The sequence below is a fragment of the Haloferax denitrificans ATCC 35960 genome (genome assembly GCF_000337795.1).
GTDB classification, from domain to species: domain Archaea; phylum Halobacteriota; class Halobacteria; order Halobacteriales; family Haloferacaceae; genus Haloferax; species Haloferax denitrificans.
Map to the genome: position 1 here is coordinate 112,367 of NZ_AOLP01000018.1, position 25,993 is coordinate 138,359.

Annotated in this window: 28 protein-coding genes; 16 read left to right on the forward strand and 12 right to left on the reverse strand. The window is 66.9% G+C overall.

Annotated elements, in window-relative coordinates; genetic code table 11:
- Positions 1 to 13: 13 nt before the first annotated feature.
- A complete protein-coding gene (locus C438_RS15625) occupies positions 14 to 973 on the reverse strand; it encodes a hypothetical protein (protein WP_004970629.1) in 960 nt (319 codons plus the stop codon).
- Positions 974 to 1,015: 42 nt separating this feature from the next.
- Positions 1,016 to 1,642 carry an ArsR/SmtB family transcription factor gene (locus C438_RS15630; protein WP_004970630.1) on the reverse strand — a complete coding sequence of 209 codons (627 nt, stop codon included), beginning with the start codon at positions 1,640 to 1,642 and terminating at the stop codon, positions 1,016 to 1,018.
- Positions 1,643 to 1,829: 187 nt separating this feature from the next.
- On the opposite strand from C438_RS15630, the gene C438_RS15635 reads away from it, so the two are divergent.
- Positions 1,830 to 2,213: a RidA family protein gene (locus tag C438_RS15635; protein ID WP_004970631.1), complete on the forward strand. Its 384-nt coding sequence runs from the start codon at positions 1,830 to 1,832 to the stop codon at positions 2,211 to 2,213.
- Positions 2,214 to 2,284: 71 nt separating this feature from the next.
- Here the strand turns inward: C438_RS15635 and C438_RS15640 are convergent, their stop codons facing one another.
- From C438_RS15640 to C438_RS15650, 3 genes are all read right to left on the reverse strand, one after another.
- A complete protein-coding gene (locus C438_RS15640) occupies positions 2,285 to 3,340 on the reverse strand; it encodes a tyrosine-type recombinase/integrase (protein ID WP_004970632.1) in 1,056 nt (351 codons plus the stop codon).
- Positions 3,330 to 3,776, reverse strand: a complete 447-nt coding sequence (locus tag C438_RS15645; RefSeq protein WP_004970633.1) for a DUF5805 domain-containing protein — start codon at positions 3,774 to 3,776, stop codon at positions 3,330 to 3,332. Before C438_RS15645 ends, C438_RS15640 begins: the two co-directional genes overlap by 11 nt.
- 1,378 nt (positions 3,777 to 5,154) lie before the next feature.
- Positions 5,155 to 5,859, reverse strand: a complete 705-nt coding sequence (locus C438_RS15650; RefSeq protein ID WP_004970634.1) for an SOS response-associated peptidase — start codon at positions 5,857 to 5,859, stop codon at positions 5,155 to 5,157.
- 107 nt (positions 5,860 to 5,966) lie between these two features.
- On the opposite strand from C438_RS15650, the gene C438_RS15655 reads away from it, so the two are divergent.
- The 3 genes from C438_RS15655 (at position 5,967) to C438_RS15665 (ending at position 7,947) form a co-directional block, all read left to right on the forward strand.
- Entirely contained in the window at positions 5,967 to 6,722 is a 756-nt protein-coding gene (locus C438_RS15655) for a ribonuclease H-like domain-containing protein (protein ID WP_004970635.1), read from the forward strand.
- Positions 6,723 to 6,831: 109 nt separating this feature from the next.
- Complete coding sequence (locus C438_RS15660) at positions 6,832 to 7,188, forward strand: hypothetical protein (RefSeq protein WP_004970636.1); 357 nt, start codon at positions 6,832 to 6,834, stop codon at positions 7,186 to 7,188.
- A 72-nt stretch (positions 7,189 to 7,260) separates the two neighbouring features.
- Positions 7,261 to 7,947, forward strand: coding sequence for a dolichyl-phosphate hexose transferase (locus C438_RS15665; protein ID WP_004970637.1), 687 nt, complete (start codon positions 7,261 to 7,263; stop codon positions 7,945 to 7,947).
- Between the two features lie 100 nt (positions 7,948 to 8,047).
- Here C438_RS15665 and C438_RS15670 read toward each other — a convergent pair whose 3' ends face one another.
- On the reverse strand, positions 8,048 to 8,251 hold the full coding sequence (locus tag C438_RS15670) for a DUF5800 family protein (protein WP_004970639.1): 204 nt from the start codon (positions 8,249 to 8,251) through the stop codon (positions 8,048 to 8,050).
- A gap of 121 nt (positions 8,252 to 8,372) precedes the next feature.
- Between C438_RS15670 and C438_RS15675 the strand changes: the two genes are divergently transcribed.
- The 5 genes from C438_RS15675 (at position 8,373) to C438_RS15690 (ending at position 13,056) form a co-directional block, all read left to right on the forward strand.
- Positions 8,373 to 9,224, forward strand: coding sequence for a polymer-forming cytoskeletal protein (locus C438_RS15675; RefSeq protein ID WP_004970640.1), 852 nt, complete (start codon positions 8,373 to 8,375; stop codon positions 9,222 to 9,224).
- A 112-nt stretch (positions 9,225 to 9,336) separates the two neighbouring features.
- Positions 9,337 to 10,209 (forward strand): DUF4349 domain-containing protein, encoded by an 873-nt coding sequence (locus C438_RS15680; protein ID WP_004970642.1) that lies wholly within the window; start codon positions 9,337 to 9,339, stop codon positions 10,207 to 10,209.
- A gap of 99 nt (positions 10,210 to 10,308) precedes the next feature.
- Positions 10,309 to 11,484 carry a redox-regulated ATPase YchF gene (locus tag C438_RS15685; RefSeq protein WP_004970643.1) on the forward strand — a complete coding sequence of 392 codons (1,176 nt, stop codon included), beginning with the start codon at positions 10,309 to 10,311 and terminating at the stop codon, positions 11,482 to 11,484.
- A gap of 248 nt (positions 11,485 to 11,732) precedes the next feature.
- Positions 11,733 to 12,149, forward strand: a complete 417-nt coding sequence (locus tag C438_RS19180) for a PH domain-containing protein (RefSeq protein WP_083900031.1) — start codon at positions 11,733 to 11,735, stop codon at positions 12,147 to 12,149.
- Between the two features lie 487 nt (positions 12,150 to 12,636).
- Positions 12,637 to 13,056 carry a DUF5367 family protein gene (locus C438_RS15690; protein ID WP_004970644.1) on the forward strand — a complete coding sequence of 140 codons (420 nt, stop codon included), beginning with the start codon at positions 12,637 to 12,639 and terminating at the stop codon, positions 13,054 to 13,056.
- Positions 13,057 to 13,074: 18 nt separating this feature from the next.
- Here the strand turns inward: C438_RS15690 and C438_RS15695 are convergent, their stop codons facing one another.
- Both C438_RS15695 and C438_RS15700 read right to left on the reverse strand, forming a co-directional pair.
- Positions 13,075 to 14,667 (reverse strand): Na+/H+ antiporter NhaC family protein, encoded by a 1,593-nt coding sequence (locus C438_RS15695; protein ID WP_004970645.1) that lies wholly within the window; start codon positions 14,665 to 14,667, stop codon positions 13,075 to 13,077.
- A gap of 130 nt (positions 14,668 to 14,797) precedes the next feature.
- Positions 14,798 to 15,919, reverse strand: a complete 1,122-nt coding sequence (locus tag C438_RS15700) for a pyridoxal phosphate-dependent aminotransferase (protein WP_004970646.1) — start codon at positions 15,917 to 15,919, stop codon at positions 14,798 to 14,800.
- A gap of 256 nt (positions 15,920 to 16,175) precedes the next feature.
- Between C438_RS15700 and C438_RS15705 the strand changes: the two genes are divergently transcribed.
- From C438_RS15705 to C438_RS15715, 3 genes are read left to right on the forward strand one after another with little or no spacing between them, the layout of a single operon-like run.
- Complete coding sequence (locus C438_RS15705) at positions 16,176 to 17,222, forward strand: ABC transporter substrate-binding protein (protein ID WP_004970647.1); 1,047 nt, start codon at positions 16,176 to 16,178, stop codon at positions 17,220 to 17,222.
- Complete coding sequence (locus C438_RS15710) at positions 17,219 to 18,088, forward strand: ABC transporter permease (RefSeq protein ID WP_004970648.1); 870 nt, start codon at positions 17,219 to 17,221, stop codon at positions 18,086 to 18,088. The genes C438_RS15705 and C438_RS15710 overlap by 4 nt, the downstream gene beginning before the upstream one ends.
- Positions 18,076 to 18,906, forward strand: coding sequence for an ABC transporter ATP-binding protein (locus tag C438_RS15715; protein ID WP_004970649.1), 831 nt, complete (start codon positions 18,076 to 18,078; stop codon positions 18,904 to 18,906). The genes C438_RS15710 and C438_RS15715 overlap by 13 nt, the downstream gene beginning before the upstream one ends.
- 30 nt (positions 18,907 to 18,936) lie before the next feature.
- Here the strand turns inward: C438_RS15715 and C438_RS19785 are convergent, their stop codons facing one another.
- Positions 18,937 to 19,086 carry a hypothetical protein gene (locus C438_RS19785; RefSeq protein ID WP_004970650.1) on the reverse strand — a complete coding sequence of 50 codons (150 nt, stop codon included), beginning with the start codon at positions 19,084 to 19,086 and terminating at the stop codon, positions 18,937 to 18,939.
- Positions 19,087 to 19,229: 143 nt separating this feature from the next.
- Here C438_RS19785 and C438_RS15720 point away from each other — a divergent pair, with 143 nt between their 5' ends.
- Complete coding sequence (locus C438_RS15720; RefSeq protein WP_004970651.1) at positions 19,230 to 20,621, forward strand: DEAD/DEAH box helicase family protein; 1,392 nt, start codon at positions 19,230 to 19,232, stop codon at positions 20,619 to 20,621.
- Positions 20,622 to 20,672: 51 nt separating this feature from the next.
- On the opposite strand, the gene C438_RS15725 is transcribed toward C438_RS15720, so the two are convergent.
- On the reverse strand, positions 20,673 to 21,065 hold the full coding sequence (locus C438_RS15725) for a hypothetical protein (protein ID WP_004970652.1): 393 nt from the start codon (positions 21,063 to 21,065) through the stop codon (positions 20,673 to 20,675).
- A 153-nt stretch (positions 21,066 to 21,218) separates the two neighbouring features.
- Between C438_RS15725 and C438_RS15730 the strand changes: the two genes are divergently transcribed.
- Entirely contained in the window at positions 21,219 to 22,721 is a 1,503-nt protein-coding gene (locus C438_RS15730) for a DUF790 family protein (RefSeq protein ID WP_004970653.1), read from the forward strand.
- A 24-nt stretch (positions 22,722 to 22,745) separates the two neighbouring features.
- Here C438_RS15730 and C438_RS15735 read toward each other — a convergent pair whose 3' ends face one another.
- Positions 22,746 to 23,282, reverse strand: a complete 537-nt coding sequence (locus C438_RS15735; RefSeq protein ID WP_004970654.1) for a DUF7122 family protein — start codon at positions 23,280 to 23,282, stop codon at positions 22,746 to 22,748.
- Positions 23,279 to 24,220, reverse strand: a complete 942-nt coding sequence (locus tag C438_RS15740) for an RsmB/NOP family class I SAM-dependent RNA methyltransferase (RefSeq protein ID WP_004970655.1) — start codon at positions 24,218 to 24,220, stop codon at positions 23,279 to 23,281. Before C438_RS15740 ends, C438_RS15735 begins: the two co-directional genes overlap by 4 nt.
- A gap of 189 nt (positions 24,221 to 24,409) precedes the next feature.
- On the opposite strand from C438_RS15740, the gene C438_RS15745 reads away from it, so the two are divergent.
- Positions 24,410 to 25,156: a proteasome assembly chaperone family protein gene (locus C438_RS15745; RefSeq protein WP_004970656.1), complete on the forward strand. Its 747-nt coding sequence runs from the start codon at positions 24,410 to 24,412 to the stop codon at positions 25,154 to 25,156.
- Positions 25,157 to 25,273: 117 nt separating this feature from the next.
- Positions 25,274 to 25,969 carry a nucleotide exchange factor GrpE gene (locus C438_RS15750; protein ID WP_004970657.1) on the forward strand — a complete coding sequence of 232 codons (696 nt, stop codon included), beginning with the start codon at positions 25,274 to 25,276 and terminating at the stop codon, positions 25,967 to 25,969.
- The last annotated feature ends 24 nt before the right edge of the window (positions 25,970 to 25,993 follow it).

The following is a 25,993-nucleotide window of genomic DNA, read 5'->3' on the forward strand; positions in this document are numbered from 1 at the left end:
GCTGGCCGACGCCCTACGTCGACGACTCGTTTTTCGGTTCCGCGTCGCCACAGAACATCAGCGTCGAGAGCGTCCGCGACTCGAAGCCGCCGTCGTCGGTGAGCGAGACGGTCGTGCTCGACGCGTTGCAGTCGAACTGCGACTGCTCGACGGTGACCGTCTCGGTCGCCTCCTCGCCCGACTCGCTCCGCCGAGCGACGCGAAGCGTGACCTCGCGGGCCTCGGTCAACGACGCCCCGACGCGCGCGCCGGGTTCGAGGCGGTACGTGCCGCCGAAGGCCACCGCGCCCGCGGGCGTCTCGTAGGCGAACTCGACGACTTCGGCCGCGTCGGTCGGATTCGAGACGGCGAGGCCGTGGGGCTTCGTGGCCTCGGTCGGGAGCGACCCGTCGCCGAGCGCGACCGTGACCGCGTCGTCGGCCGCGACCACGCGGGGTCCGCAGGCCATCCGCGTCGACCCGCCGGAGACCGAGACACCGCCGTCGCCGGGTGAGAACGCGGTCCACGAGCGGTTACAGTCGAAGTCGTCGGGCCCGACCGAGTCGGTCGCCGCGGCGTCCGAGTCGATGTCGGTGACCGTCACGTCGTAGTCCGCGGGGACGCGAAGCGAGACGGTCATCGTCGCGTCGCGGGCGAGTTCGTAGGTCTCTACGTGCCCCGCCCCGAGCGGGCGCGAGACGTCGATGCGGGCGGTCCACGGCTCGTCGCCCGGATTTTCGAGGCGGACGTGGTGGGGTTTCAGCTCCCCGTCGTCGCTGGCGGGTCCGTCGCCGACGACGGTCGTGAGGCGCTCGCCGGTCGCGACCGAGACGGCTTCGACCGGTTCGGGCGTCGGCGTCGGGCCGGGGGTCGATTCGGTCGTCGAGTTTCCGTCGTCAGAGCCGTCGGAGCCGTCGCCGGCACTCGCGGTACAGCCAGTCAGCGCCGCCGCGAGGCCGGTTCCGGCCGCGGCGAGGAGGGTTCGTCGTTGCACAGCTACCCCAACGCGTCGGGGTTACTTCCTCCTGTGTGTGGCTCAAACGCGCCTTTGAGTCCAGACCGCGCCGAGGCTCACGAGGACGGCGAGGACGACGCCGACGAGGAGGACGAGCGCGCCGGGCCCGGCGAGGAAGGCGGAGACGAACTCCGCGACGCTCGGTTCGGGGGTCGGCGATGCGGGGGTGGGGGCAGGAGCGGCGTATCGGACCTGCGGCCGTCGCGCGGTCCACAGCGCCTGCACGGCGACGCTTCCGACCAGCGTGACGCCGACGCCGGCGACGAGCGTCCGAAGCCCCGACGAGAGCTTCGACTCGGTTCGCTCCGCGCCCGCAAAGAGGACGACGGCGGAGCGGGTCGGGCCGTAGACGGCCATCTCGCGGCCCTGCGCGGAGACCCACGTCGTCACGGGCTCTATCAACTCAGCGTCGACCAGTCGCTCGACGTGGTAGCCGACGGTCTGGAGCGTCGTGTCGAGCGCGTCGGCCAGTTCGGAGGCGGGGCGCGGGTCGTCGTAGACGGCGGCGAGGAGCCGCCTCGCGGTGGCCGACGAGAGCGCCGACAGGACTTCGTCCGCGTCGTCGTCGTCGAGTTCGACGAGAAGCGGCGTCAGGGCTCGGTCTCGAACCGATGCGGCGGCGGGTTTCAACGGGAGCAACGAACTCACGGTCTCGGCCGTCGTTCTCGCTCCGCCGGTAAAGAGCTCGGTATGAGTCAAGCGCCCGTTTGAGCCTCCTCTATTGGACACAACGAACGTCTGTGTGGATTAGTACATGCTAGCGACACGGCGATGCCCGCTCGCGGGGTAGTACGACCGTGAACCAGATTCGAACGAATCCCGCGGAGGAACGGCCATGAACGGCGATGCGGTCCGGTACGAGAGCGACCACTTCAAGGCGACCGCCGGCTACGGCGCCCGAAAGCGGAACCTGCAACTCGTCTTCTTCGACGCGCAGTACCCCGAACCGGAAGCGACGGCCGACGACCACCAGTCGGTCGAGAGCCAGACGATGAGCGCGCTCGAACGCGTCGAAGCGGCCGTCGAACGCTCGGGGCTCGACTTAGACGACGTGCTCCGAACGACGGTCTACACGACGGACCTCGACCGAATCGACGCCATCGAGTCGGCGTACGACGCCTACTTCGCCGCCCGACGGCCGGCGATGACCGTCGTCGGCGTCTCCGAACTCCCGAACGACGCCGCCGTCCAAATCGAGGCGACGGGCGTCAAGCGATAGGTCGGACACCAACCAATTAGATATAGCGAGATGTAGTTTACAAGTCGCGTTTCGAACAGCGAGCGCGCTCCTCAGCGGAGCGAGTAGATGTTCGATTCGTACGTTTCGCGCACTCTGTCGCCCCAGTTGTGGGTGTACGTGTCGATGATATCGCCGGCAACGTCGCCGCGGAGGTACTTGACGATACCGCGGTCGCCGGTGCGGTCCCGGAGGTGGGTCGTAAAGAAGTGCCTGAAGTAGTGCGGCGTGACGTTCTCCTCGCGGTCGCCGCCCGCCCGGTACCAGCCGGCGTCGGCGGCGTGAGCGGTGACGACGTGGTGGACGGCGTCGGGGTCCAGTCGCTGACCCCACCCCGAGGCGGTACCGAGGAAAAGTGGTTCGGCCGGAGACGGCGAATCCGGCCGAACCGCCAGCCAGCGAAGCAGAACGTCCTCCAGTTCGTCGTCGACGGGGACGACCGTCGACCGCTTCCGCTTGTTGGAGGCGGTTCGCTCCTCGCCGTTGGTGACGCTCCCGACGCTCGGGTCGGCGGCGACGTATATCGACGGTCCGCGGCCGTCGAGGGCGGCGCGGGTCGATACACCGCTTACGGGTGTATCCGCCTCCGCCGCCAGCGACACGTCTCGAAGGTCGAGGTTGCACAGTTCGCCGACGCGCATCCCGGTCTTGAGGAGGGTGACCACCAGCGCGTGGTCCAGCGGATGGGCGATTTCGCGGACGAACCCCCGCATCTGCGGGACCGAGAGCTCCCGTCGGGCGGGGTTGGTGTCGATGCGCTCGTCCATCTCCTCCATCACGAGGCTCATCGGGTTGGAGTCGAACGCGCCGACCTGCGCCATGTAGGCGTAAAACCGGTGGAGGTAGGAGGCGTACGTTGCCACCGTGCTCGGCGCGACATCCCGGTTTCGCAGGGTGTGTATCCACGCCATGCAGTCGCGGTGGGTCGCGTCGTCGACCGACCGAGCGCTCCCGGAGGGGTTCCGCGAGGGGTCGCCGAGGAACGACTCGAACGCCCGGAGGACGCGCTCGTAGGCGGCGCGGGTCCGGTCGGTCTTCCCGTGATAGGTCATATCCTGTAGGAAGTAGCCAACCGGGTCCTCCGCGTCGGCGGGTCGCTCAGCGGCCATCGCGCTCCGCGAGGGTGTAGCCGCCGTGTCGCCCGCTGTACACGACTCGACCGCTCGACTGCAGTTCCTGAAGCGTCGATTCGAGGCGGTCTTCGATGTCGTCGGTCAGCGCCGCGACGAGGTCGTCCCACGACCGGTGGGAATCGGCCGCGAGCGCCTCGATAATCCGGGCCTCGAACTCACCGTTATTTTCGCTCCCACCGTCCTGATCTGAACCGTCGTTCTGGAGCCCCGTTTCCACCCCTTCAACCCCGGGGGTTGTAGCCGCTTCATCGCCCCTCGACGGAACGTCGAAATCGCGCCGGCCGGCCTGTACCATGGTTCTGACAAATTCGCTCTGGCTCATCCCGAGTCGGTCCGCGTGGTCCTTCCAGATGGCCTTCTGGTGGGCCGGGAGATAGGTTTGCACCGTCGCGCGGTCGACCTCATCGCTCATGAACGGGTCGACACGGGGGTCGATATTCAATCTACCGGCACAGTTCAGAATAAGAGAAGTTATCCTGAGCAGTGCATGCGGATTTTCGGCGGCGAAATGCGCTTATCCTGAATACTGCAATCGTATTTTCGGCAGTTTACATGCACTATTCCGGATAATAAATTCTCCCGGAGAACGCCGATTTCGGGCGTTTCGAGCGAATCTGAGAACCGGCCGATGTTCTGTTGCTTCTAGTAGGTCGAATTTCGCACAGCACCGTCTCTTTTCTGTGATAATACTCGATTTTTGGATGGCTATTCTCTCGCCATTTACCCCCGGAGTAGCGCTTGGAAGAACCACTTACACGGGTTTCGTTATTTCACACCAGATTTTACTGAACTATTATACAATCTGGATAGCGGTGGTTCTGTCTCTGTTTTATTACATCTACTGTAGATTGAATTATTCCGAACATATTTTCTTCATATTCTCTCAGAAATATACCCGTGGGACGACGCGTCATCCGTGTTCTCTCGAACGAGTATATTTAATCAAATTCAACTCGGAATTTTAACCGATTATATCTGCTATCTTCCTGTGAATCTATGTCGTCGGTCGGGGCTTCGTTTCGAAGCGACTCTATCTGTTATTATGTGGGGTGTCGTCGCGAAGAACTCCGGCGAGTGTTGTCTGATTCGAACACGCGACCGCTCGGGTGACGCCGTTTCGAACCCACTCGAAGACGAACCCAACCGAGGTCCTTGCCGGCTCGATTCGGTCTCTTTTGACGCCTTCACAGCCCTCGTCTTCGCGGTGAGCACAGTAACTCGGAGCATGGGCCCATCTCAGGTGAAGCGGCGCTCAAGCGCGTTGTGGCCGTCCTGACGGGGTCGCGTGAATCCGAGGTTTCGGCTCTCGCTAACGGCCGGATTCGACGACTCACTCGTCCGGCGGCGACGACCCGTTCGAGCGAACCATCTCTCGGCTGGTGACTCGGTCGAGCGGACCATCCCGAATCTCGAATGCGACGCCGCACTCGTCTGCACAACCGGAGTCGTGGCCGTGCCCCCGCAACCGCCCGTACTTCCGACTGCGATACGAACCACCCGAGACGCGAGCGCGACGTGGCTGTCGTTTGCGGCGTTGACGGCTCGACACTATCGACTCTTTGAACTCCGATTTTCCGCGTTAGCTCGACTCAATCGCTGATTCTCCGAGCGTTTCGGTCTCTGTCGGCTTGCCCGACTGTCCGATTCGAGACTCGTATATCGCATCTCGCTATACACAATCCCGGTTCTCGGGTTCGACCGAGTTCGGAAAATTCGAGGTCCCGTCGAACCCGGCCGGTTCGCGTCGAAGTCGTCGGGAGGGCCGGATGCCGACGACCTCACCCGGCGCGCTACGCCTCGACTCGCTCTATCAGGTCGGGGCCGTCGTTGGCGGGGCTGTTCACCCGCGTCGAGACGGGGTACGCCGTGAGTTCGTCGTCGGGGTAGGTGTCGAGGAGCGCCGCCGCCTCGTCGGGGTCGCCGTGGAGCCACGTCTCCTCTTCGTCGGGGGCGAGAACGACCGCCATCCGGTGGTGTAGCTCTGAGACGAGGTCGTTCGGCTCGGTCGTGACGACGGTGAACGTCTCAAGCGGCTCCTGTTCGCGCGAGGGGCCGCCGCTCCCGAAGTCGCCGAGGCCGGTCTGTTTCGTCGAGGGTTTCCACCGTTCCCAGAGGCCGGCCATGGCGAACGGGCGGTCGTCCTCGAAGGCGACGCGGTAGGGCTGTTTGTCCCCGCCGCGGTCGACCCACTCGTAGAAGCCGTCAGCGGGGACGAGACACCGGCGAGCCTCGTAGGCGTCGGCGAAACTCCGCTTTTCTCGAACTGTCTCCGCGCGGGCGTTGATTCGGTCGTTGCCGACGCTCGCGCTGTCGGCCCACGAGGGGACGAGACCCCACTTCAGGAAGCGGAACTCCGCGGGCGCGTCGTTGGTCACGACCGGGAGTTCCTGACCGGGCGCGCAGTTGTACCGCGCCGAAAGCGGGCGCGTCGGCGTCGCGTCGAACCGCGTTTCGAGTTCCTCCGGTGGAGTAAACAGCGTGTAGCGGCCGCACATATCTCCGGCTTCGCGCTCTGCGGGTAAAACGCCCGCGGCGGGGACGCCGGACGGGTGTCGTGGCCGCAGACGACGCATTTAGGGTCGCCGACGCCCCCCTGTCGGACATGCGAATCGAGAACAGCTTCATCCCCGTCCGCGGCGTGGGCGAGCGGACGGAGCGGAACCTCTGGCGGGCCGGGTCGACCCACTGGGACGAGTTCGACGCCTCGCTCGTCGGCGCGAAGACGGGCGACCGAATCGAGACGTTCATCGCCGACGCCGCCGCCCACCTCGACGACGGTAACTCGCGGTTCTTCGACGACTGTTTCCCCTCGGGCGAGCGCTGGCGACTGTACGAGAACTTCCGCGACGAGACGTGCTTTTTCGATATCGAGACGACCGGCCTCTCGCCCGAGCGCGACTCGGTGACGACCGTCTCGTTCTATCAGGACGGCGAGACGACGACGCTCGTCAGCGGGGAGGACCTGACCGTCGACGCCCTCCGCGAGCAGTTCGCCGACGCGAAACTCATCGCGACGTTCAACGGCGCGCGCTTCGACGTGCCGTTTCTCGAAACCTCGTTCGACGTCTCCATCGACGTGCCGCACGTCGACCTCATGTATCCGTGCCGGACGCTCGACCTCACCGGCGGGCTGAAGCAAATCGAGAAAGACGTCGGCATCGACCGCGACCGCCCCGACATCTCCGGGCGCGACGCCGTCCGCCTCTGGCGCGAGTACGAGCGCGGCGACCAGTCGTCGCTCGACACGCTCGTCTCGTACAACCGCGAGGACGCGGTCAACCTCGAACGCCTCATGGAGACCGTCACCGGCCGCCTCCACGACCGCGCCTGCGAGGGTCTCGACGCGGACCTCGGCTGAGTCGGCCGTCGAGGTTCGCGCTCCGGTCGGGAGCGCGCGAGCGCCGCCGACCCGAGCGAGCGTGACGGAACCCCGCGCTTTTTTCATCCCCCGAAGCGACCCGCCGCACATGACCGACGACCCCGACGCCGACCCCGAGGCGGACGACACCGCCGATTCGACCCCGCAAGCCGACGCGGCCGAGGCGACCGAGACGACCGACGGCGACGAGCCAGTCGATGCCGACGCGGCCGTCGGAGCGGCGGACGGCGGCACCGACGAGCGCGACAACGGCAATGGCAACGGCAACGGCGACGAGACCGTCCCGCACGTCGAACTCGACCTCTACGAACTCTCGGTCCGCGTCAGCGGGCAGTCGAGCGACGAACTCGACGACGTGGAGGCGTCGGCGACCCGCCTCATGGACTACCTCGTCGACCACGCCAAAGAGCTGGAAGACCAGCCCGACAGCCGCGGACTGAGCTAACCCCCGGCCTCGCGTCCCTCTCGGTTTTGGCAAACCTAAACGCTCAAGAGCGGCCGTCGATAACCCCGTCCAATGACCGAGTTCACCTTCGACGACCTCGCGGTCGTGATGGGGACGTACAACGAAGAGCAGGCCATCGGGTCCGTGTTGGCCGACATCGACCGGGTCACGGACGGGCGCGCCGAGGTCGTCTGCGTCGACGGCTCCGACGACCGAACGCCCGAAATCGCCCGCAAGATGGGCGCGCGCGTCATCGAACAGGAGCCGCAGGGGTACGGCGTCGCGGTCGAGGCCGCGGTGCTCGCGCCCGACCGCCCGGTCGTCGTCACGACCGACTGCGACGACACCTATCCGATGGAGTATCTCCCGAAGTTCCTCGACCTCATCAACGACGGCTACGACGTGGTCTCCGGCGACCGAATCACGAAGGGCGCGGAGACGATGCCCCGACTCAACCGCGCGGGGAACATCGCGTTCGCCCGCCTCGCCAGCTTCCTCATGGGCGCGACGGTCCACGACACGACCACCGGCATGCGGGCGTACCGCCGCGAACTCCTCCACGACATCGAGTGGACCGAGAACACGGGGCTGTCCGCCGAACTCCTCATCCGCCCCGCGATGCGCGGCTACACCATCGCCGAGGTGCCCATCCCCTACCGCGAGCGCGCGGGCGAGACGAAACTCGACCCCTTCGCCGGCGGCGCGGCTATCGGGAAGTCCATCGTCAAAGTCTGCCTGGAAGAGCGGCTTCGGTTCTGAGTTCGCGCGGCGGGCGCGCGTGATTCGAGAGCGATACGCGGGGAAACGGGCGTGCGATACGCGGGGAAACGGGCGTTCCGGTCGGTCGTTCAGCGGGCGGCTACGACGAGTTCAGGATGTCGCGGACGCGCCGGGGTTCGCCGGAGAGCGCGGGTTCCTTCTCGACGATTTTCAGCACCTCGTGGTCGGTCACGTCGGGGTAGGACTTCCCGATGGCCTCCTCGATGAGGGTCTTTTCGAGGCGGAACTCCGTTCCCTCGTAGACCACGTCTACGCCGTCGTCGTCGAAAGAGAGAATCGTCATACCTCTCGTTGTATCCCGCGCGTAGTTAAATACGCGTCGTCGCCGGGAAACCGGCGGCCTCCGTCGTGTCTGACGGTTGTCTTGCGGACGGTTTATTACGGCACGGGTGTTGGTTCGGAGCGTGTCACTGGGTACGGACCCGCTCGATGCGCTCGAAATTCCCGACGGGACGACGGTCGAGGAACACGACCTCGTCACCGACGGCGACGTGGTCGTCGGCGGGCAGAGCACCGTCGAGTTCGGCGTCCGCGGCCGGAACGTCCTCGCGGGCGAGCGCGTCACCTTCGGCGGCGACATCGAGGCCGAGGCCGACTGCCGACTCGACATGCTCGACGACGTGGCCGGAAACGTCCTCGTCGGCAACGACGCCTACCTCGGCGAGCGCGTCCACATCGCCGGCCGCCTGATGGTCTCGGGCGACCTCGACATCGGCGACGACGTCGACATCGAAGAGGGGTTCGAGGCCAACGGCTGGATCGTCATCCGCAACCCGATTCCGACGCTCGTGTTCTACTTCATCGTCCTCTCGCAACTCCTCCGACTCGGCGAGGACGAGGCGGCCGACGAACTCGCCGAGACGCTCTCGGGCGAGTCGCCGCACGACCCGCTCGTGATTCCCCGGAACGCCACCGTCTCCGACGACGCGTGGCGCGTCTCGACGCCCGCTCACGTCGGTTCCGACTGCCGCATCCACGGCAACATCCGCGCGAAGTCCATCGACCTCGCCGAGGACAACAACGTCTTCGGGAGCCTCCGCGCCCGCGACGACATCGTCGTCGGGAGCGGGACGCGCATCCACGGCGACGTGACCACGCGAAACGGCGAGGTCCGCATCCACGAGGGCGCGCGCGTCCTCGGCGACGTGTCCTGTAACGACCTCGTGCTCGAAGCCGGCGCGCACGTCGACGGGACGATGCGCGCCCGCGGCGAGATGCGCATCCACCGCGACAACCTCCCCCGCGAGGCCGAGTAGCCGGTGTCGCGTCCGACCGACTGACCGACCGCGGCTACCCGCGGGCCGCGATAGCAACAGTCGCCGTTTGTGCTTACCCAACGATTAATCCCCCACGTCGAGAGTGTCGTCTATGGACAACCGACTGAAACTTCTCTCGGTCGCCCTCCTCGTCCTCCTCGCCGGGTGTACCGGTGGCGCGGCGGACGGTGGTGCCGGTAGCGCCGGCGGGGCGGAGAGCGTCTCGCTCACCGCCGATACCGGCGGCTCCGCCGAGGCCGAACAGGCGGGCGGCGACGACCTCCCGCAGGTCCAGCGGCGGGCGGTCATCAGGAACGGCCAGATAGAGCTGACCGTCGACGAGTTCAACGAGTCGCGCGACGCGGTCGAATCGACCGCCGAATCCTACGGCGGTTACGTCAGCGACTCCAACGAGTACGTCAACCGCCGGAGCGGCGGCACCTACCGCTCGGGCCAACTCGTCGTGCGCGTCCCCTCCGAGGACTTCTCGGCGTTCATGTCCGATATGAAGGACCTCGGTGAGGTCGAGCGCGTCGAGACGGACTCGCAGGACGTGACCGACCAACTGGTCGATATCGAAGCGCGGCTGAGCAACCTCCGCGCCCAGCGCGACCGCCTCCGCGACCTCTACGAGTCGGCCAACACGACCGAGGACGTGCTCGCGGTCGAAGAGCGCCTGACCGAAGTCCAGACCGAAATCGAGCGGCTCGAAGCCCAGAAGCAGTCGCTCGAAGACCGCGTCGCCCTCTCGACGGTCCGCGTCTCGCTGTCCGAGCGACCGCCCGGCCCGGCGAACTGGTACGACACGCCGGTCTTGCAGGCGTTCTCCGAGTCGGTCAACGGCGCGTTCGTCGCCCTCCGGGCGCTCGTCGTCGCCGTCGCCTACGCGGTCCCGTACCTCGTCGTCTTCGGCGGTCTCCTCGCGATTCTCGGGAGCGGGGTGGTGCTCGCCGGCCGCGCCGCGTTCAGGCGACTGACAGACTGACCCCGCGTCTCGCCCGTCGCTCCGTCGTCGGCCGCCCCGCCGTCGCTCGCGCTTCCTCGCACGCGAGCGTTTTTCCGCGTCCGCGACCATCGTCGAGCCATGCTCTCTCTCGCGTTAGCCGGCAAGCCGAACGCCGGCAAATCGACGTTCTACACGGCCTCGACGCTCGCCGAGGTCGACGTGGCGAACTACCCCTTCACGACTATCGACGCGAACCGCGGCGTCACCCACGCGCGAACCCGCTGTCCCTGTCTCGACCGCGACGAGCGCTGTGGCAACTGCGAGGACGGCATCCGCTACGTTCCGGTCGAACTCGTGGACGTTGCGGGCCTCGTCCCCGGCGCGCACGAGGGTCGCGGCCTCGGCAACCAGTTCCTCGACGAACTGACGAACGCCGACGCCATCGTCAACGTCGTCGACGCCTCCGGCGGGACGAACGCCGAGGGCGAACCCGTCGAGGTGGGGAGCTTCGACCCCGTCGAGGAGGTCGACTTCATCGAGGAGGAACTCGAACAGTGGCTCGCGGGCATCGTCCACAAGAACTGGGAGTCCGTGGTCCGCAAGTCGCGGTCGCCCGACTTCGACATGGACGACGCCCTCTCGGACCTCCTGACGGGCGTCGGCGCGAGCGAACACGACATCGCCGCGGTCCTGCGGGACCTCGACTACTCGCCGAACCCCCGAGACTGGGAGGACGCTGACCGCGTCGAACTCGCCCGCGCGATTCGCCAGCGGACCAAGCCCATCGTCCTCGTCGCCAACAAGGTCGACATCGCGCCCCCGGAGAACCTCGAACGACTCGCCGAGACCGGAAAGCCCGTCATCGCCGCGACCGCGGACGGCGAACTCGCGCTCCGGCGGGCCCGCGAGGCGGGCATCATCGACTACCACCCCGGCGACGACGACTTCGAACTCGTCGGTGACGTGAGCGGCGCACAGGAGAAGGGCCTCGAACGCATCCGCGACCTGATGGGCGAACACGGCGGCACCGGCACGCAGGAGGCCATCGACACCGCGGTCTACGACGTGCTCGACCGCATCACGGTCTACCCGGTCCAAAACGAGTCGAAGTGGACCGACGGCACGGGAAACGTCCTCCCCGACGCCTTCCTCCTCCCGCGGGGGTCGACGCCGCGGGACCTCGCGTATGCGGTCCACTCCGACATCGGCGACGGCTACCTCCACGCGGTCGACGCGCGAGCGAAACGCCGCATCGCCGAAGACCACGAACTCGAAGAGGGCGACGTCATCAAAATCGTCTCGACGGCGAAGTAACTGTCAGAAATTCATTTTTGTGGCTCTGTTGAAACCCTCACACAGAGACTGGAAGCGCATGACACATACGGAGTGAGTTCAGCACAACTTTGAGAACTTGTTATCTCCATTAAAATATTAAATATCATATGGTTTTGTACGAAAGATACGGGGGATCTACCTTGGAATAAAAACCGCCATGCGGCTGATTGGGACTGATCTTTAGTTGATACATTAGATTTAATAATGTCCCTTGTTAACACGCATTTATGTCAGGGGAGATGGAAATTGATGAGCTTCAGTCTGAACTTGCTACATTAAATGACAACGAAACGATATTGGGGAATGTCTCATATTATTGGACTAGCTGGTGGAAAGAGGTGCTATTTGGGATTTTGACCACACCGGTGCTGATAGGTTTCGTTGTACTTTTTTTAACTTGGAGAGCAAAAAATAAAAGCGGTTGCGTAGTCACCAATCAACGAGTGATTCACACAAAAGCAGGACTATTGAGTGCTAGAACAAACGAAGTAAGGATGAAAGATATCCGTAGTATCTCTACGTTCGAAGGTCTGATTAGCGGGGGAGTGAGGCTGGAAACCGGGGGTGGGAATATCGATATCGGGGTACGGAATGTCCGCGAGATGGTCGAGGTTATCCGCAGTCAGAAGAATAAATACGAATAAATAGCGTTAATTCATCTGTGGTCTGATATATTTGAACAGTCGGACCTCAGGTACTGATATCCATTCAGATTTGTATAGAGGCTGACTAGCCTGTAACGGATTGACTTGCGCGCTGTATTCAGCACGCCTACTTAAAACCATCACCAATAGAGGGTTCCAACAAGGTCAACACATCACAAATCCGGGATTTCAACAGAGCCTTTTCTGCTCATTCTTGTTGCCCTTGGTTGGTCAGATACTCGTCTGCCACGCCACAGATATATTATATCTCGCTATACAGAATTGGATAGTTCGGTTCACGATAGTGACCGAGCACAGAAACGGAGTCACGCTCTCCGTTCGGCTGTCGCGCGGCTCACGCGCGGGATTCGCGCGAGTCGCGAGCGGCGGCTCAGCGATTCTTTGCGACGCGAAGCTCTCTGACGGTGACTGTCTCGATCGACTCGCCGGCACGAACGCTGATACCTTCTGCCCGCGTACGGAACGCATGACAATCGGTTCACAGGTCGTCGAGACCGACGCCCGCCGGCTCCCGCTGTCGGAGACGCGGGTGTTGCTCGGCGTCGGGCTGGCGATTGCCCTCGTCGCGGGCCTCGTCTTCCGCGTCGTCGGCCAACTCGTGTTGGTCCCCTCCCGTCCGCTGGCCACGGCCGCGGTGTTCGCGCTGACGGTCCCCGCGATGTGGGCGCTCGCGGTCGGGGTCTTCCGGTGGCGCGGGCTCTCCGGTGGCGCGCGGCGGGAGGCGGCGGTGTTGCTGGTCGTCCCCGGGATGCTCGTCGACGCGGTCTCGACGGCGCTGTTCTCGGTCGTCTATCCGAACATGGGCCTCGGAGCCGCGGGGCTCTTCGGCGGGCTGTTGCTCTTGGCGTACGCGACGGTGCTGGTCGCGGGGTTCGTCGGTCGGTGAAAAAGAGCGGGCGACGGGTTAGTCGGACGACGACCCGAACGCGTTCGGGACGCTCACGTCGGCGTGCTGGGAGAGGTAGTAGGCGGCGACGAAGAGCGTGAGGACGCCGACGCCGAGGAGCGCGAGGGGGCCGACGCCGTAGCCGGAGACCGTGAGCGAGCCAACGCCGTAGCCGTCCGCGAGGAACAGCCCCGTGGCGACCGTCCCGCTCAGCAGTGCGTACGGAATCTGCGTGTTCACGTGGTCGACGTGGTCCGCGCCGGCGAACATCGACGAGAGGACCGTCGTGTCGCTGATGGGCGAACAGTGGTCACCGAACAGCGATCCGGTGAGGATAGCGCCGATGGCACCGGGGAGCGGCGCGCCGAGCTGATAGGCAAGCGGCACCGCGACGGGGAACATGATACTCATCGTCCCCCACGACGTGCCGATGGAGAACGAGATGATGGCCGCGGCGAGGAAGACGACCGCGGGCAGGAGTTCGGGCGTGATGACGCCTTCGGCGACGCTGACGACGAACGGACCGACGCCGAGCGCCTGACTGACGCCGCCGATGGTCCACGCCAGCGAGAGGACGGCCACGGGGAACATGACCATCTTGAAGCCCTCGAAGATGGCGTCGCTGACGGCTTCGAGTTGGACGCGGGCGTGGCCGACGAGGATGGCGAGCAGTAGCGCGCACGCCGAGAAGACGCCCCAGAGGATGGCGTCGGCGGTGGCCGCTCCCTTCAGCGCCTCGACGGGTGCCAATTCGGGCCAGCCGCCGGAGTACAGCAGGCCGAAGCCGGTGACGGCGACGAGCGCGACGATGGGCGCGGCGAAGTACCACCAGCGCGAGTCGACGTGGTCGGGTGTGACGATGTCCTCCTCGCGGGTCTCGATGAGGGGGTCGGCGTCGTCGCCGAGGACTTTCCCCTCTTCTTTCGCGCGCCGCTCGGCGCGCTTCATCGGGCCGAAGTCCCAGTCCATCACGACGAGGATGAACACGAGCGCGACCGCGAGCAGGCTGTAGAAGCGGAACGGGATGCTCTGGAGGAACACCACGAAGGCGCTCTGGTCGATGCCGAGCGAGGCGAACTGCTCGCGGATGAGGCCGACCTCGAAGCCGACCCACGTCGAGACGACGGCGACGCTCACCACGGGCGAGGTGGTCGAATCGAGCAGGTACGCGAGCTTCTCGCGGCTGATGTCGAACTTGTCGGTGATGGGCCGCATCACCGAGCCGGTAATCATCGTGCTCGCGTAGGAGTCGACGAAGATGAGCATCCCGAGGACGCTCGTCCCCAACGCGGCCTGTTTCCGGGTCTTGATGCGGGCGATGATGCGCTGTGCGAGCGCGTTCATCCCGCCCGAGAGGAATATCATCCCGAGCATCGCGCCCGAGAGGAACGTAAACAGGAGGAGTTTGCTGTTGAACGACTCGGTCACGTTGTTGATGACCAACTGGAGGGAGTACGCCGCCCCACCGATGGGGTTCCATCCCACCAAGATGGTCGCACCGATCCAGATGCCGGTGAAAAGCGAGAGGAGCACCTGCCGGCTGACCAGCGTCAGCACGATTGCGAAGAGCGCCGGTAGCAGGCTGATGACTCCCTGCGTCTCTGCGGGCATGACAAACGTTTCGTCACTGGCTCCCGAATTTAACGGTTTTCACTTCGAACGCCGAGAATAAGACGTATCGGATGCCGTCGGTTGTCGTAGTTCGGTCGGCGAATCGACCGAATTCGGACGCGTGAGGGCCTCAGACGACCGCGTCGTACGCTTCGCCCATGATTTCGATGGCCTCGCGGAGCGACTCGGTGTCGGTCGCGTACGACAGGCGGGCGTAGCCGCGGCCGTGTTCGCCGAACGCCTCGCCGGGGACGATAATGACGCCGCGGTCGATGCACTCGTCGACGAAGCCCTCGGGCACCTCGGGCATGACGTAGAACGCGCCGCCCGGCGACGGGACGGTGAGACCGATGTCCTCCAGCCCCTCGACGACGAGGTCGCGGCGCTCGCGGAACGTCTCTGTCATCTCCTCGATGCGGTCCTGCGGGCCGCTGAGCGCGGCTTCGGCGGCGAACTGGGCCGGCGCGGAGGCGCACGCCTGCACGTACTGGTGGACGCGGAGCATGCGCTCGACCCGGCGGGTGGAGCCGTACACCCAGCCGAGTCGCCAGCCGGTCATCGAAAACAGCTTCGAGGCCGAGTTGACGACGACGACGTTGTCGGTTTCGGCGAACTCGATGGGCGAGCGGTGTTCGCCCTCGAAGACGGTGTACTCGTACACCTCGTCGGAGATGCAGAGCACGTCGTGTTCGTCGGCGATGCGGGCGAACTCGGCGATGTCGTCGGGCGGCGAGACCGCGCCCGTCGGGTTGCCGGGGCTGTTGACGACGAACGCCGCGGTGTCGTCGGTGATGGCGTCTTCGACCGCCGCGGGGTCGAGCGTCAGGTCGTCGCGGAGGGGAACCGGAACCGGCTCGCCGCCGGCGAGTTTCGTGAGCGCGTCGTAGGAGACGAAGCCGGGGTCGGGGATGATGACCTCGTCGCCCTCGTTCACGTGCGCCTCGATGGCGATGTGGAGCGCCTCGCTCCCTCCGGCCGTGGCGATGACGTCGTCGGAGTCGAGGTCGACGCCCTGGTCGCGGCGGTGCTTCTCGGCGATGGCCTCGCGCAGGCTCGGAAGTCCCTTGTTACCGGTGTAGCCGTCGGCCTCGCCGGCCTCGATGGCCTCGATGGCCGCCCGTCGAGCGTGGTCCGGGGCCGGGAAGTCGGGCTGACCCAGCCCGAGATTGATAGCGTCTTCGCCAGCCGCCTCGAACACCTTGCGAATGCCGCTGATGGAGATGCGCTCCACCCGGTCGGAGAAGTGCGTCATATCCTATCCGGTGTCGCCGTTCGGGATAGTTCTTCCCACGCAGGGTCGCGGCCGACCCGTTGTCTCGGTGACGTGAACGTCGTCGTTTGTCGGAGGTTACTGCCGCTATCTGGGAGGCGTCGATTCGGGAAAACCGACCGTTCCAACTCCGACCACGGCGGCAGACCGGGATTTCACCGGCTTCGGCGCGTCATCTACCGCGTCTATCGTTACCGGGTACGCGCCCGGAATAAGGCGCTGATTCGTAACGAGGACAATGACAGAGGCACCACGTTCGACTTCGATTAGCCGTAGACGATTCCTGCAGGGCTCCGGCCTCGCCGCGACCGCCGGCCTCGCGGGCTGTCTCGGCGGGTCCGGCGGGGGCGGGCTGGACGAACTCAACGTCGCCTACATGCCCATCTACCCGGACATGCAGTACTTCGTGATGGAAGAAGAGGGGCTGTTCGACGAGCTTTCGGTCCCGGTCGCGGGCAAGAAGTTCTCCGACGGCCCGAGCATCGTGCAGGCGTCGGCGACGGGCGACTTCGACGTGATGATGTTCGGCATCGTCCCGGCGATGATTGTCATGGACAAGGGCATCCCCGCGAAGATAACCGCGGCGAACATCAAGAACGCGATGCAGATTCTCGCCACCGACGACTTCGCCGCGCTGTGGGAGGAACACGGGAAAGACGCCTTCGCAGAGTTCGAGGCACAGAAGGGCCGCAAGTTCACCTTCGGAACCTTCCCGCCGGGGTCGGTCCCGGACATCCTGCTCCGCTACTGGATTCAGAACACGCTCGGCCTCGACCCCGAGGAGGACGTGAACATCAAGGGCCTCGGCGGCGCGGCCGCGGTCCAGCAGGCGCTCCTCTCGAACAACGTCGACGGCACGAGCATCATGGAGCCCGTGCCGACGGTCATCGACGCCAACGACGCGCCGTTCCAGTCCATCGCGTGGGCGGGCGACTTCATGCCCGGCCAGCCCGCGGCGGTCACGCTCATGCACGACCGCCTCCGGCAGGACAACCGCGACCTCGCCACGGAGTTCGTCGAACTCCACCGGCAGGCGACGAACTTCGTCGCCGACAACCCCGACACCGCCGCCCAGCACGCGAGTTCGGTCATCGGGGAGAGCGCGCTTCCGGTCGAGACCGCCCGCACGGCGCTCGACTCCCCCGCGTCGGACTTCATCACCGACCCCCACGACATCGAAGGCGGGGCGGAAATCTTCGCCGACTACGCCCAGACGCTCGGGAAGACCGAAGCGCAGTTGACCGTCGACGAGATGTTCGACTACGGTATCTACGACTCGCTATGAGCAACGACGAAGTCGGCGCGGGCGTCACCCTCTCGGAGACCGAGGCGGACGAGCGACTGCTCGACCGACTCGCGGGGTTCTCCTCGGAACAGACGGGGCTCGCGGTCGCCGGCTTCGCGGGCTTTCTCGCCGTCTGGTACGTCGCCGCGCTGTTCCAGCCGACGTATCTCCTCCCCTCGCCCGTCGAGGTGCTCGCGGCGTTCGTGGTCGAACTCACCGCGCCGGCCTCGCTGTCGATTCCATTCACCGGCGTGGAACTCCCGGCGACCCGACTGCTCGTCAAGCTGGTCCAGAGCCTCTACCACTACGTGCCGGGACTGCTCATCGGGACCTCGCTCGGCGTCTTCGCGGGCGTCGCCATGGGCTGGAACACTCGCGTCGACAGCGTCTTCACGCCCGTCACGCGCCTGCTCCGACCGATTCCGCCGCTGGCGTGGATCGGCTTCGCCGTCATCTGGCTCGGCGTCAACCATCAGGGCGCGACGTTCATCGTCGCCATCGGCTCCTTTTGGATTAACTTCTACAGCGCCTACGGCGGCGTCGAGGGCGTCTCCGAGGACCTCAAGGAGGTCGCCGCGACCCTCGGCGTCGGCGACGACTGGACGATGATTCGGAAGGTCGTCATCCCGGCGGCCAGCCCCTCTATCATGACCGGCATCCGAACGAGCATCGGCCAGTGTTGGATGATTGTCGTCGCGGCCGAACTCATCGTCGGCGTCGGCGTCGGCTACGAGATTCTCAACACGGCGCAGAACCTCGCGATGGACGTCTCTGTCGCCTACATGCTCGTCATCAGCATCGTCTTCCTCGTGAGCGACGGCCTGTTCCGCCGGGTCGAACGGCGGGTGCTGGAGTGGCGAGCATGAGCGACGACGCGAACGCGGACGCGGGCGCGGCCGCGAACACGGCCGAAACCGCGACCGCGACGGACACCGACGAGGCCGCGACGGTCAGCGTCGACTCGCTCGGCAAGACCTACGCGTCCGACCGGCGGACGGTCGAAGCCCTCTCCGGCGTGGAGTTCGCCGTCGCGGACGGCGAGTTCGTCTGTATCGTCGGCCCCTCGGGATGCGGCAAGACGACGCTGTTCCGCATCATCGCCGGCCTCGAAGCCGCCACGACGGGTGCGGTCACCCTCGACGGCTCGCCCGTCACCGGCCCCGGCACCGACCGCGGGATGGTGTTCCAAGAGTACGGGCTGTTCCCGTGGCGGACCGTCAGCGAGAACGTCGCCTTCGGGCTCGAAGAACAGGGCGTCGAGGAGCCGGCGCGCTCGGAACGCGTGACGGAGATGCTCGAACTCGTCGGTCTCGACGGCTTCGCCGACGCCTACCCGAAAGAGCTGTCCGGCGGGATGAAACAGCGCGTCGGCATCGCCCGCGCGCTCGCGGTCGACCCCGAACTCCTCCTCATGGACGAGCCGTTCGGCGCGGTCGACGCCCAGACCCGCGACATGCTCCACGGCGAACTGCTCGACATCTGGGCGGAGACGGATAAGACGGTGCTCTTTGTCACCCACGACGTGGAAGAGGCGGTCACGCTCGCCGACCGCGTGGTCGTCATGGCCGCCAACCCCGGCCGCGTCCGCGAAATCGTCTCGGTCGATATCGACCGCCCGCGCGAGCGGACCGAAGGCGAGTTCGCGGAATACGTCGAGCGGATTCGCGGGCTCATCGGGGAGTAGTCCGGGTTCTACGCGCCCGATTCTCGCGTCTTACTCTCTCGCCTCTCGCAACTCGTCGATGTGCGCGTCGATGACCGACAGCGTCGCGTCGGCGTCGACGTAGCCCTTCTCGTACTCCTTCATCGCGCTGTTGTAGTCGCTGAGGAACTGTGCGACCGCGTCGTCGAGGTCGTCGCTCATACACGTCCGTAGCCCCGCCATCGGATTTGAACCTTCGGCCCGCGGACGGCGGGCCGGAACCCCGCGACATCCCCGCCCGGCTCGGTCCGGCCGCCCACCGCGGGACCGTCGATTTATCACCGCGCCCCGCCAACGCGCCGGTAGTGACGACCCTCCGCTTCGAGGACGGTACCGTCCACGTCAGCATCGATGGCGACGGCTCTGACGCCGACGGCTCAGCGGACGACGCCGACGTTCGGGCCGCCCTCGCCGACGTGCCGAGCGTCGAGGCCGACCCCCGAAGCGGCGGCTATCGCGCCCCCGCGATGCGGTACGCCGCGGTTCGGGACGCGCTCGACGCGGCCGGCGTCGACTACGACGACCGAGTCGCGGCCGCGCTCGCCGCTCCCCTCTCGCTTTCGACGACTTACGACCTCCGCGACTACCAGCGCGCCGCCCTCGACGCGTGGCTCGACGCGGGCAGTCGCGGCGTCGTGGAACTGCCGACCGGCGCGGGCAAGACGGTGCTCGCGGTCGCGGCGATGGTCGCCCGCTCGGTGCCGACGCTCGTCGTCGTGCCGACCATCGACTTACAGGACCAGTGGATACGCGAACTCGAAACCGAGTTCGACGTGCCGGTCGGGCGCTTCGGCGGCGGCGAACAGACCCAAGAGGCCATCACGGTCTCGACGTACGACTCGGCGTACCTCCGCGCCGACGACGTCGGCGGCGACTTCGGCCTCGTCGTCTTCGACGAGGTCCACCACCTCGGCGGCGAGGGGTATCGGGACATCCCGCGATTCCTCGCCGCGCCCGCCCGCCTCGGCCTGACGGCGACGTTCGAGCGCCCCGACGGCGCACACGAGCGCGTCGAGGAACTCGTCGGCCCGCGGGCGTACCGCCTCGACGTGGACGACTTGGCGGGCGACCACCTCGCCGACTACGAGGTCCGCCGCATCGAGGTGGAACTCACGGCCGACGAGCGCGAGACGTACGACGAGGCACAGGAGACGTTCGTGAACTACCTGCGGACCTCGGGGCTGTCGATGCAGTCGGGGAGCGACTACCAGAAGCTCGTGATGCGGTCGGGCAACGACCCGCGAGCGCGGCAGGCACTGCTCGCCAAACAGCGCGCCCGCGACGTGATGATGAACTCCGAGGCGAAGGTGGACAAACTGGCTCGGTTGCTCGCGCGGCACCGCGAGGACCGCGTCATCGTCTTCACCGCCTCGACCGACCTCGTCTACCGCATCTCGCGGCGCTTCCTCGTCCCGCCGATAACGAACGAGACCGGCACGAAAGAGCGCCGCGAAATCCTCGACCGCTTCCGCGACGGCACCTACGACACCGTCGTCGCGGCCAACGTGCTCGACGAGGGCGTTGACGTGCCCGACGCCAACGTCGGCATCCTCCTTTCGGGGTCGGGGTCGGAACGCGAGTTCACCCAGCGACTCGGCCGCATCCTCCGGCCGAAAGCCGACGGCTCGACCGCGACGCTCTACGAACTCGTGAGCGTCGAGACGGCGGAAGAACGGGTGGCGGCCCGGCGTCGGTGAGGCGACGTAGGCGCGGGCCGACGCCGGCGGGAGAGCCGACCGCCTTCGACCTCAGACCAGCGAGACGTTCAGGTCGCCGTCTTCTCTGAAGGCGTCGTACCCGAACTCGAACTCGACTGCGAAGTCGGCGGTCCCGCCGGCCGGGACGGCGAGTTCCTGCGACTGCGTCGTGCGTTCGCCGCCGACGGTGACTCGGACTTCGACCGTGGTGAGCCGCTCGGCCCCGCCGTCGTTGAGGACCGACCCGAACACCCGGAGACGGCCGTCGTCGGTCGCCTCGTAGTCGATGTCCTCGATGCGGACCGGGGAGACCTCGGGCGTTTCTCGTGGGTCGCCCGCCGGTGCCGCCGGTGGGTTTCGCGGCCCCGTCGCGCCCGGTAGCGAGCCGAGACAGCCCGACGACAGGCCGACCGCGACCAGTCCGAGGAGGCGTCGTCGCTCCATACGGTGGCGTCCGCCGCGGGCGCAATGAACCTTGTCGTCCGCGTCGTCGCCCGCTTTCTGCCGGCGTCGCCGTTCCGACTCTCGTCTTCGCCGCGGTCCGCCCATTCCTCGCCGCCCGAGTCGTTTTTGTCCCGCGGCCCCGTCGTGGCGAGCGTGCTGACGAAGGACCTGCTTCGCGTGTCGCGGGCGGGCGGCGGCTACCACCCGCAGTTCGCCGACCGGGGGGACCGCCCGCTGGCCGCGAAGGCAATCGGCGTCTTCCGGCGACACGTCGGCGACGCGCGGGCCGCCCTCGACGACGCCCTCGCCGACCTCGAAGCCGAGGCCGACGACTTCAAACTCGCCCGCGGCTTCGCGTCGCTCCTCGCCCGCGAGGCGGTGTTCGAGACGGCGGCTCCCCTGCCCCCCGCCCGCGCCCGCCGCGCCGCGTTCGAAGCCGCGATGGCGGTCGGCGGCGTGACGACCGACGAGGAGCGAGCCGCGGCGCTCGACCGCGCGGCGTCCTCGCTCGGGTCGTCGCCCGACGCGGTCGACGAGTCGCTGACTGCCGACCGCGAGGTCGAACAGGTGCTCTCCGAGTTCGACCCGCGGTGGACGCCCGACGAACTGCTCGCGCAGTACAACCTTTCTCTCGCCCAGACCGCCCTGTTCGACGCGACCGAGGTTCGGGTCCGAAGCTCCGACCCGAAGGCCGTCGTCTCGGCGGTCAAACGCCTCCGGCTGATGTACGAGGTCCGGAAGACCGACGCCGGCCGCGAGGTCGTCGTCACCGGTCCCGACGCGCTCTTTCAGCGGACCCGGCGGTACGGAACCGCCTTCGCCCGCCTGCTCCGGTCGGTCGCCACCGCGGGCGACTGGCGGCTCGCGGCGACCATCGACGACCGCGGGACCGACCGGGAGATGACGCTCACGAGCGACGACGTGTCGGTCCCGGGCGTCGAGCCGATGGCCGAACCCGGCTTCGACAGCGGCGTGGAGGCCGACTTCGCCGCCCGCTTCCGCGGCCTCGACCTCGACTGGTCGCTCGTCCGGGAGCCGGAACCGCTCGAAACGGGGACGAGCGTGATGATTCCGGACTTCGCGTTCGACTACGCCCACGCCGACTTCCGCGTCTTCTTCGAGATTATGGGCTTTTGGACGCCCGAGTACGTCGAGAAGAAGCTGGGCCAACTCGCCGACGTGGAGGACGTGGAACTCGTCGTCGCCGTCGACGACTCGCTCGGCGTCGGCGAGGACATCGCCGCCCGCGACCACCGCGCCGTCCCGTACGCCGGCTCCGTGCGCGTGAAGGACGTGGTGGACGTGTTGCGCGACTACGAGTCCGACCTCGTCGCCGACGCGGCCTCGTCGCTCCCCGCGGAACTCACGCCGGACGACGACGTGGTGACCTTATCTGACCTCGCGGCCGCCCGTGGCGTCTCGGTCGACGCGCTCGACGACGTGGCCTTTCCGGACCACGAACTCGTCGGGCGGACGCTGGTCCGGCCGGGCGTCCTCGACGCGCTCGCCGAGGAGGTCGAGGCGGGGATGTCGCTGTCGGCGGCCGAGTCCGTCCTCGACGACCGCGGCCTCGACGACGCGAGCGCGGTCCTCTCGCGGCTCGGCTACCGGGTCGAGTGGGAGGGGCTGACCGGCGGGACGGTCAGAGAGAAGTAGCGTCGGGGAGCGACCCCGAACCGCTCAGTCGAGTTTGACGAGGTCTTCCTGCCGACCCTTCGGGACCGTCGAGCGGAGTTCCCCGTGGAGGTAGAGACCGACGCCGAGGGGTTCGAGTTCGCCGGCGATTTCGTGTGCGGCGGTGAGGTAGCCCCAGTCGCCCTCCCACCGGTCGAGCTGTTGGTCGTGGCCGTCGACGAACGCCTTCGCCTCGCCCGGACTCAGTTCGATGACGTTCCTCGTCGCGTCGCCGCAGAAGCGCTGGACCGCGTTGGTCGAGGGCTTCCAGTGGCGCTGGCGAGTCCGCAGGATGCGCATTCCGAGCCCCTCGACTTCGATGGGGTCGACGACCTCGCCGTGGAACGCCCAAATCTTGCCCGCGCCCTTCTCCCAGAACGTGTAGCCGTCGAAGACGGCGGGGTCGACGCCGAACCGTTCGTCCCACCAGTCGATGACCTCCTCGCGCGAGGGGCGACCGTCGACGACGCGGTCGTCGGCCGTCGGCGGCAGGCGGTCGAACTGCTGGCCCCAGTTCTCGTCGGGGGCGGTGTCGTCGCTCATGCTGTCACCTCCAGTTTGGCGGTGAAGAAGCCGCCCGTGTCGTTGTGGTGCGGGTAGACGCGGCGGGCCTTGGTCACCGACGGGTCGTACTCGTCGCCCTCCCACTCGGTGATGCCGGGCGCGGTCTCGAAGCCGTCGGGCACGTCCCACTCGACGACCTCGCAGTCCTCCCGTTCGAGGACGAAGTCGAGGATGGCCTCGTTCTCCTCGGGCGCGAAGGTGCAGGTGGAGTAGACGACGGTGCCGCCGGCTTTCGTCACCTGCACGGCGCGCCGGAGGATGCCCTTCTGGATGCCGGCGACGCTCTTGACGTGGTTCATCGTCCACTCGTCGAGCACGTCGGGGTTCTTCCGGCAGGTGCCCTCGCAGGAACACGGCGCGTCGACGAGGACGCGGTCGAACTGCTCGAACGACGCGTCCCTCTCGGGGGTTCGCTCCCCGTAGGGCTTCATCGAGAAGTTGCGGGCGTCCTGATTCGACACGACGAGGTTCGTCACGCCGAGGCGCTCGGCGTTGTGGCGGAGCGCCGACAGCCGACCGAGGTTGTTGTCGTTGCCGACGAGGACGCCCTCGTCGTCCATCATGGCGGCTATCTGGGTCGTCTTCGACCCCGGCGCGGCGCAGGTGTCCCACACCCGCTCGCCCGGTTGCGGGTCGAGGGCGATAGCCGGGAGCGCCGACACCTCCTCCTGTCCGTGGAGCCAGCCGTGGAAGTACGGCCAGTTCGTCCCCGGACTGCTGTCTTCGAGCTTGAGGATGCCGGGATGCCAGTCGGTCGGTTCGTAGGCGACGCCCTCGTCGTCGAGCGCCTCGCGGGCGCGCGCCACCGTCGTCTTGATGGTGTTGACGCGGACGACGGAGGGAAGCGGCCGCTCGCAGGCCGCGAAAAAGGCCTCCTCGTCGTCCACGAGCGGCGCGTACCGCTGGAGCGGGTTCATGACACCCGATTCCGCGCGGGCGCGCTTGTCGGTTTCGGAGTCGCCGGCGTCGCCCGCCGACGGTGACGCCGGGCGACGCCACCGGTCGAACCAGTCGCGTCGGGACAGGGCGGGACGGGGCGGAGCCGGCGGCCGACGGCTACGCACTCGCCCGTCGGATTTACCTCGCCCCGGCGACCATGTTCACCTATGGCACGCATTCGCGTCCTCGCGGAGGAACTCACAGACGAACTGGAGTCGCCGACGCTGGTCGAGGGACTGCCGGGCGTGGGGTTGGTCGGCAAAATCGCGGCCGACCACCTGGTCTCGGAGTTCGACATGACCCACTACGCGGACGTGTTCTGCGAGGGCGTCCCGAAGGTCGCGGTCTACATGGAGGACGACCCGGCGTTGCACCCGCCGGTCAGGCTCTACGCCGACGCGGAGCGGGACCTGCTCGTCCTTCAGAGCGACATCCCCATCCGGCCCGAGGCGGCGACCGAACTCGCGGCCTGTCTCGGGCCGTGGTTCGAGGAACTCGACGTGCTCCCCGTGTTCCTCTCGGGCATCGCCCACGAGAGGTCCGAGGACGTGCCGGCGCTCTACGGCGTCGGCACCGACGGCGCGCGGTCGCGGCTCGAAGCGGCCGGTATCGACAGTCCCACGGAGACCGGTCTCGTCTCGGGGCCGACGGGCGCGCTCCTGAGCAACGCCGTCTCGGTCGGCCGCCCGGCGCTCGCGCTGATAGTCGAGTCGGACCCGCAGTTTCCGGACCCCGAGGCCGCTCGCGTCATCATCAAACACGGCCTCGAACCCCTCGTCGGCATCGAGGTGCCCGTCGACGACCTCGTGAACAGCGCCACCGAGATACGGCAGGCCAAAGAGCAGTTGGCCCGGCGGATGCAACAGTCCGACGAGGAGAGCACGCAGGCCCGACCGCTCGGGATGTACCAGTAGGCGACGCTGGCCGTCGGTCGCGGGGAGTTTCGCCCCGCGCGACCCCTCCGCCCTGAGAAGGGTTTCGGCCGACCCGCAGTCTACACGTTTAAGCCGCGTCGGACACTTCTCCCGCCCATGAGCGACGACCCTGCCGAGTCGGTCACGGACGCGAACGCAGACGCCGAGACTGACGCGGCATCCGACGTAGCGGCGCAGGCGGCCGAAGACGCGGCGACGGGCGCCGACGGCGAGGCGTCGAGCGCCGAGTCGGCGGCCGAGGAATCCGACGCGGCGGGCGACGGGCCGACTGTCGCCGACCGCGTCGCCGAGTACGACGACGACCTCGCGGCCGAGGTCGCGGCGCTCGAAGCCCGCGTCGCAGACCTCGAAGCCGAGCGCGACGAGGCAGAGGCGACGGCCGAGGAACTCCAGTCGCGTCTCAAGCGCACGCAGGCCGACTTCCAGAACTACAAGAAGCGCGCGAAGAAGCGACAGTCCCAGATAAAAGACCGCGCCACCGAGGACTTCGTCGAGCGCGTCGTCACCGTCCGCGACAACCTCGTTCGCGCGCTCGACCAGGACGACGACGCCGACATCCGCGGCGGCCTCGAATCGACGCTCAAGGAGTTCGACCGCATCCTCGAAGACGAGAACGTCGAAATCATCGACCCCGAACCGGGGACCGACGTGGACCCGAACCGCCACGAAGTGATGATGCGGGTCGATAGCGACCAGCCGGCCGACACCGTCGCCGACGTGTTCCAACCCGGCTACGAGATGGCCGACAAGGTCATCCGCGCCGCGCAGATCACGGTCAGCAAGGGCGAATAGCGCGCCGTCGACGGGCGCTCGCCG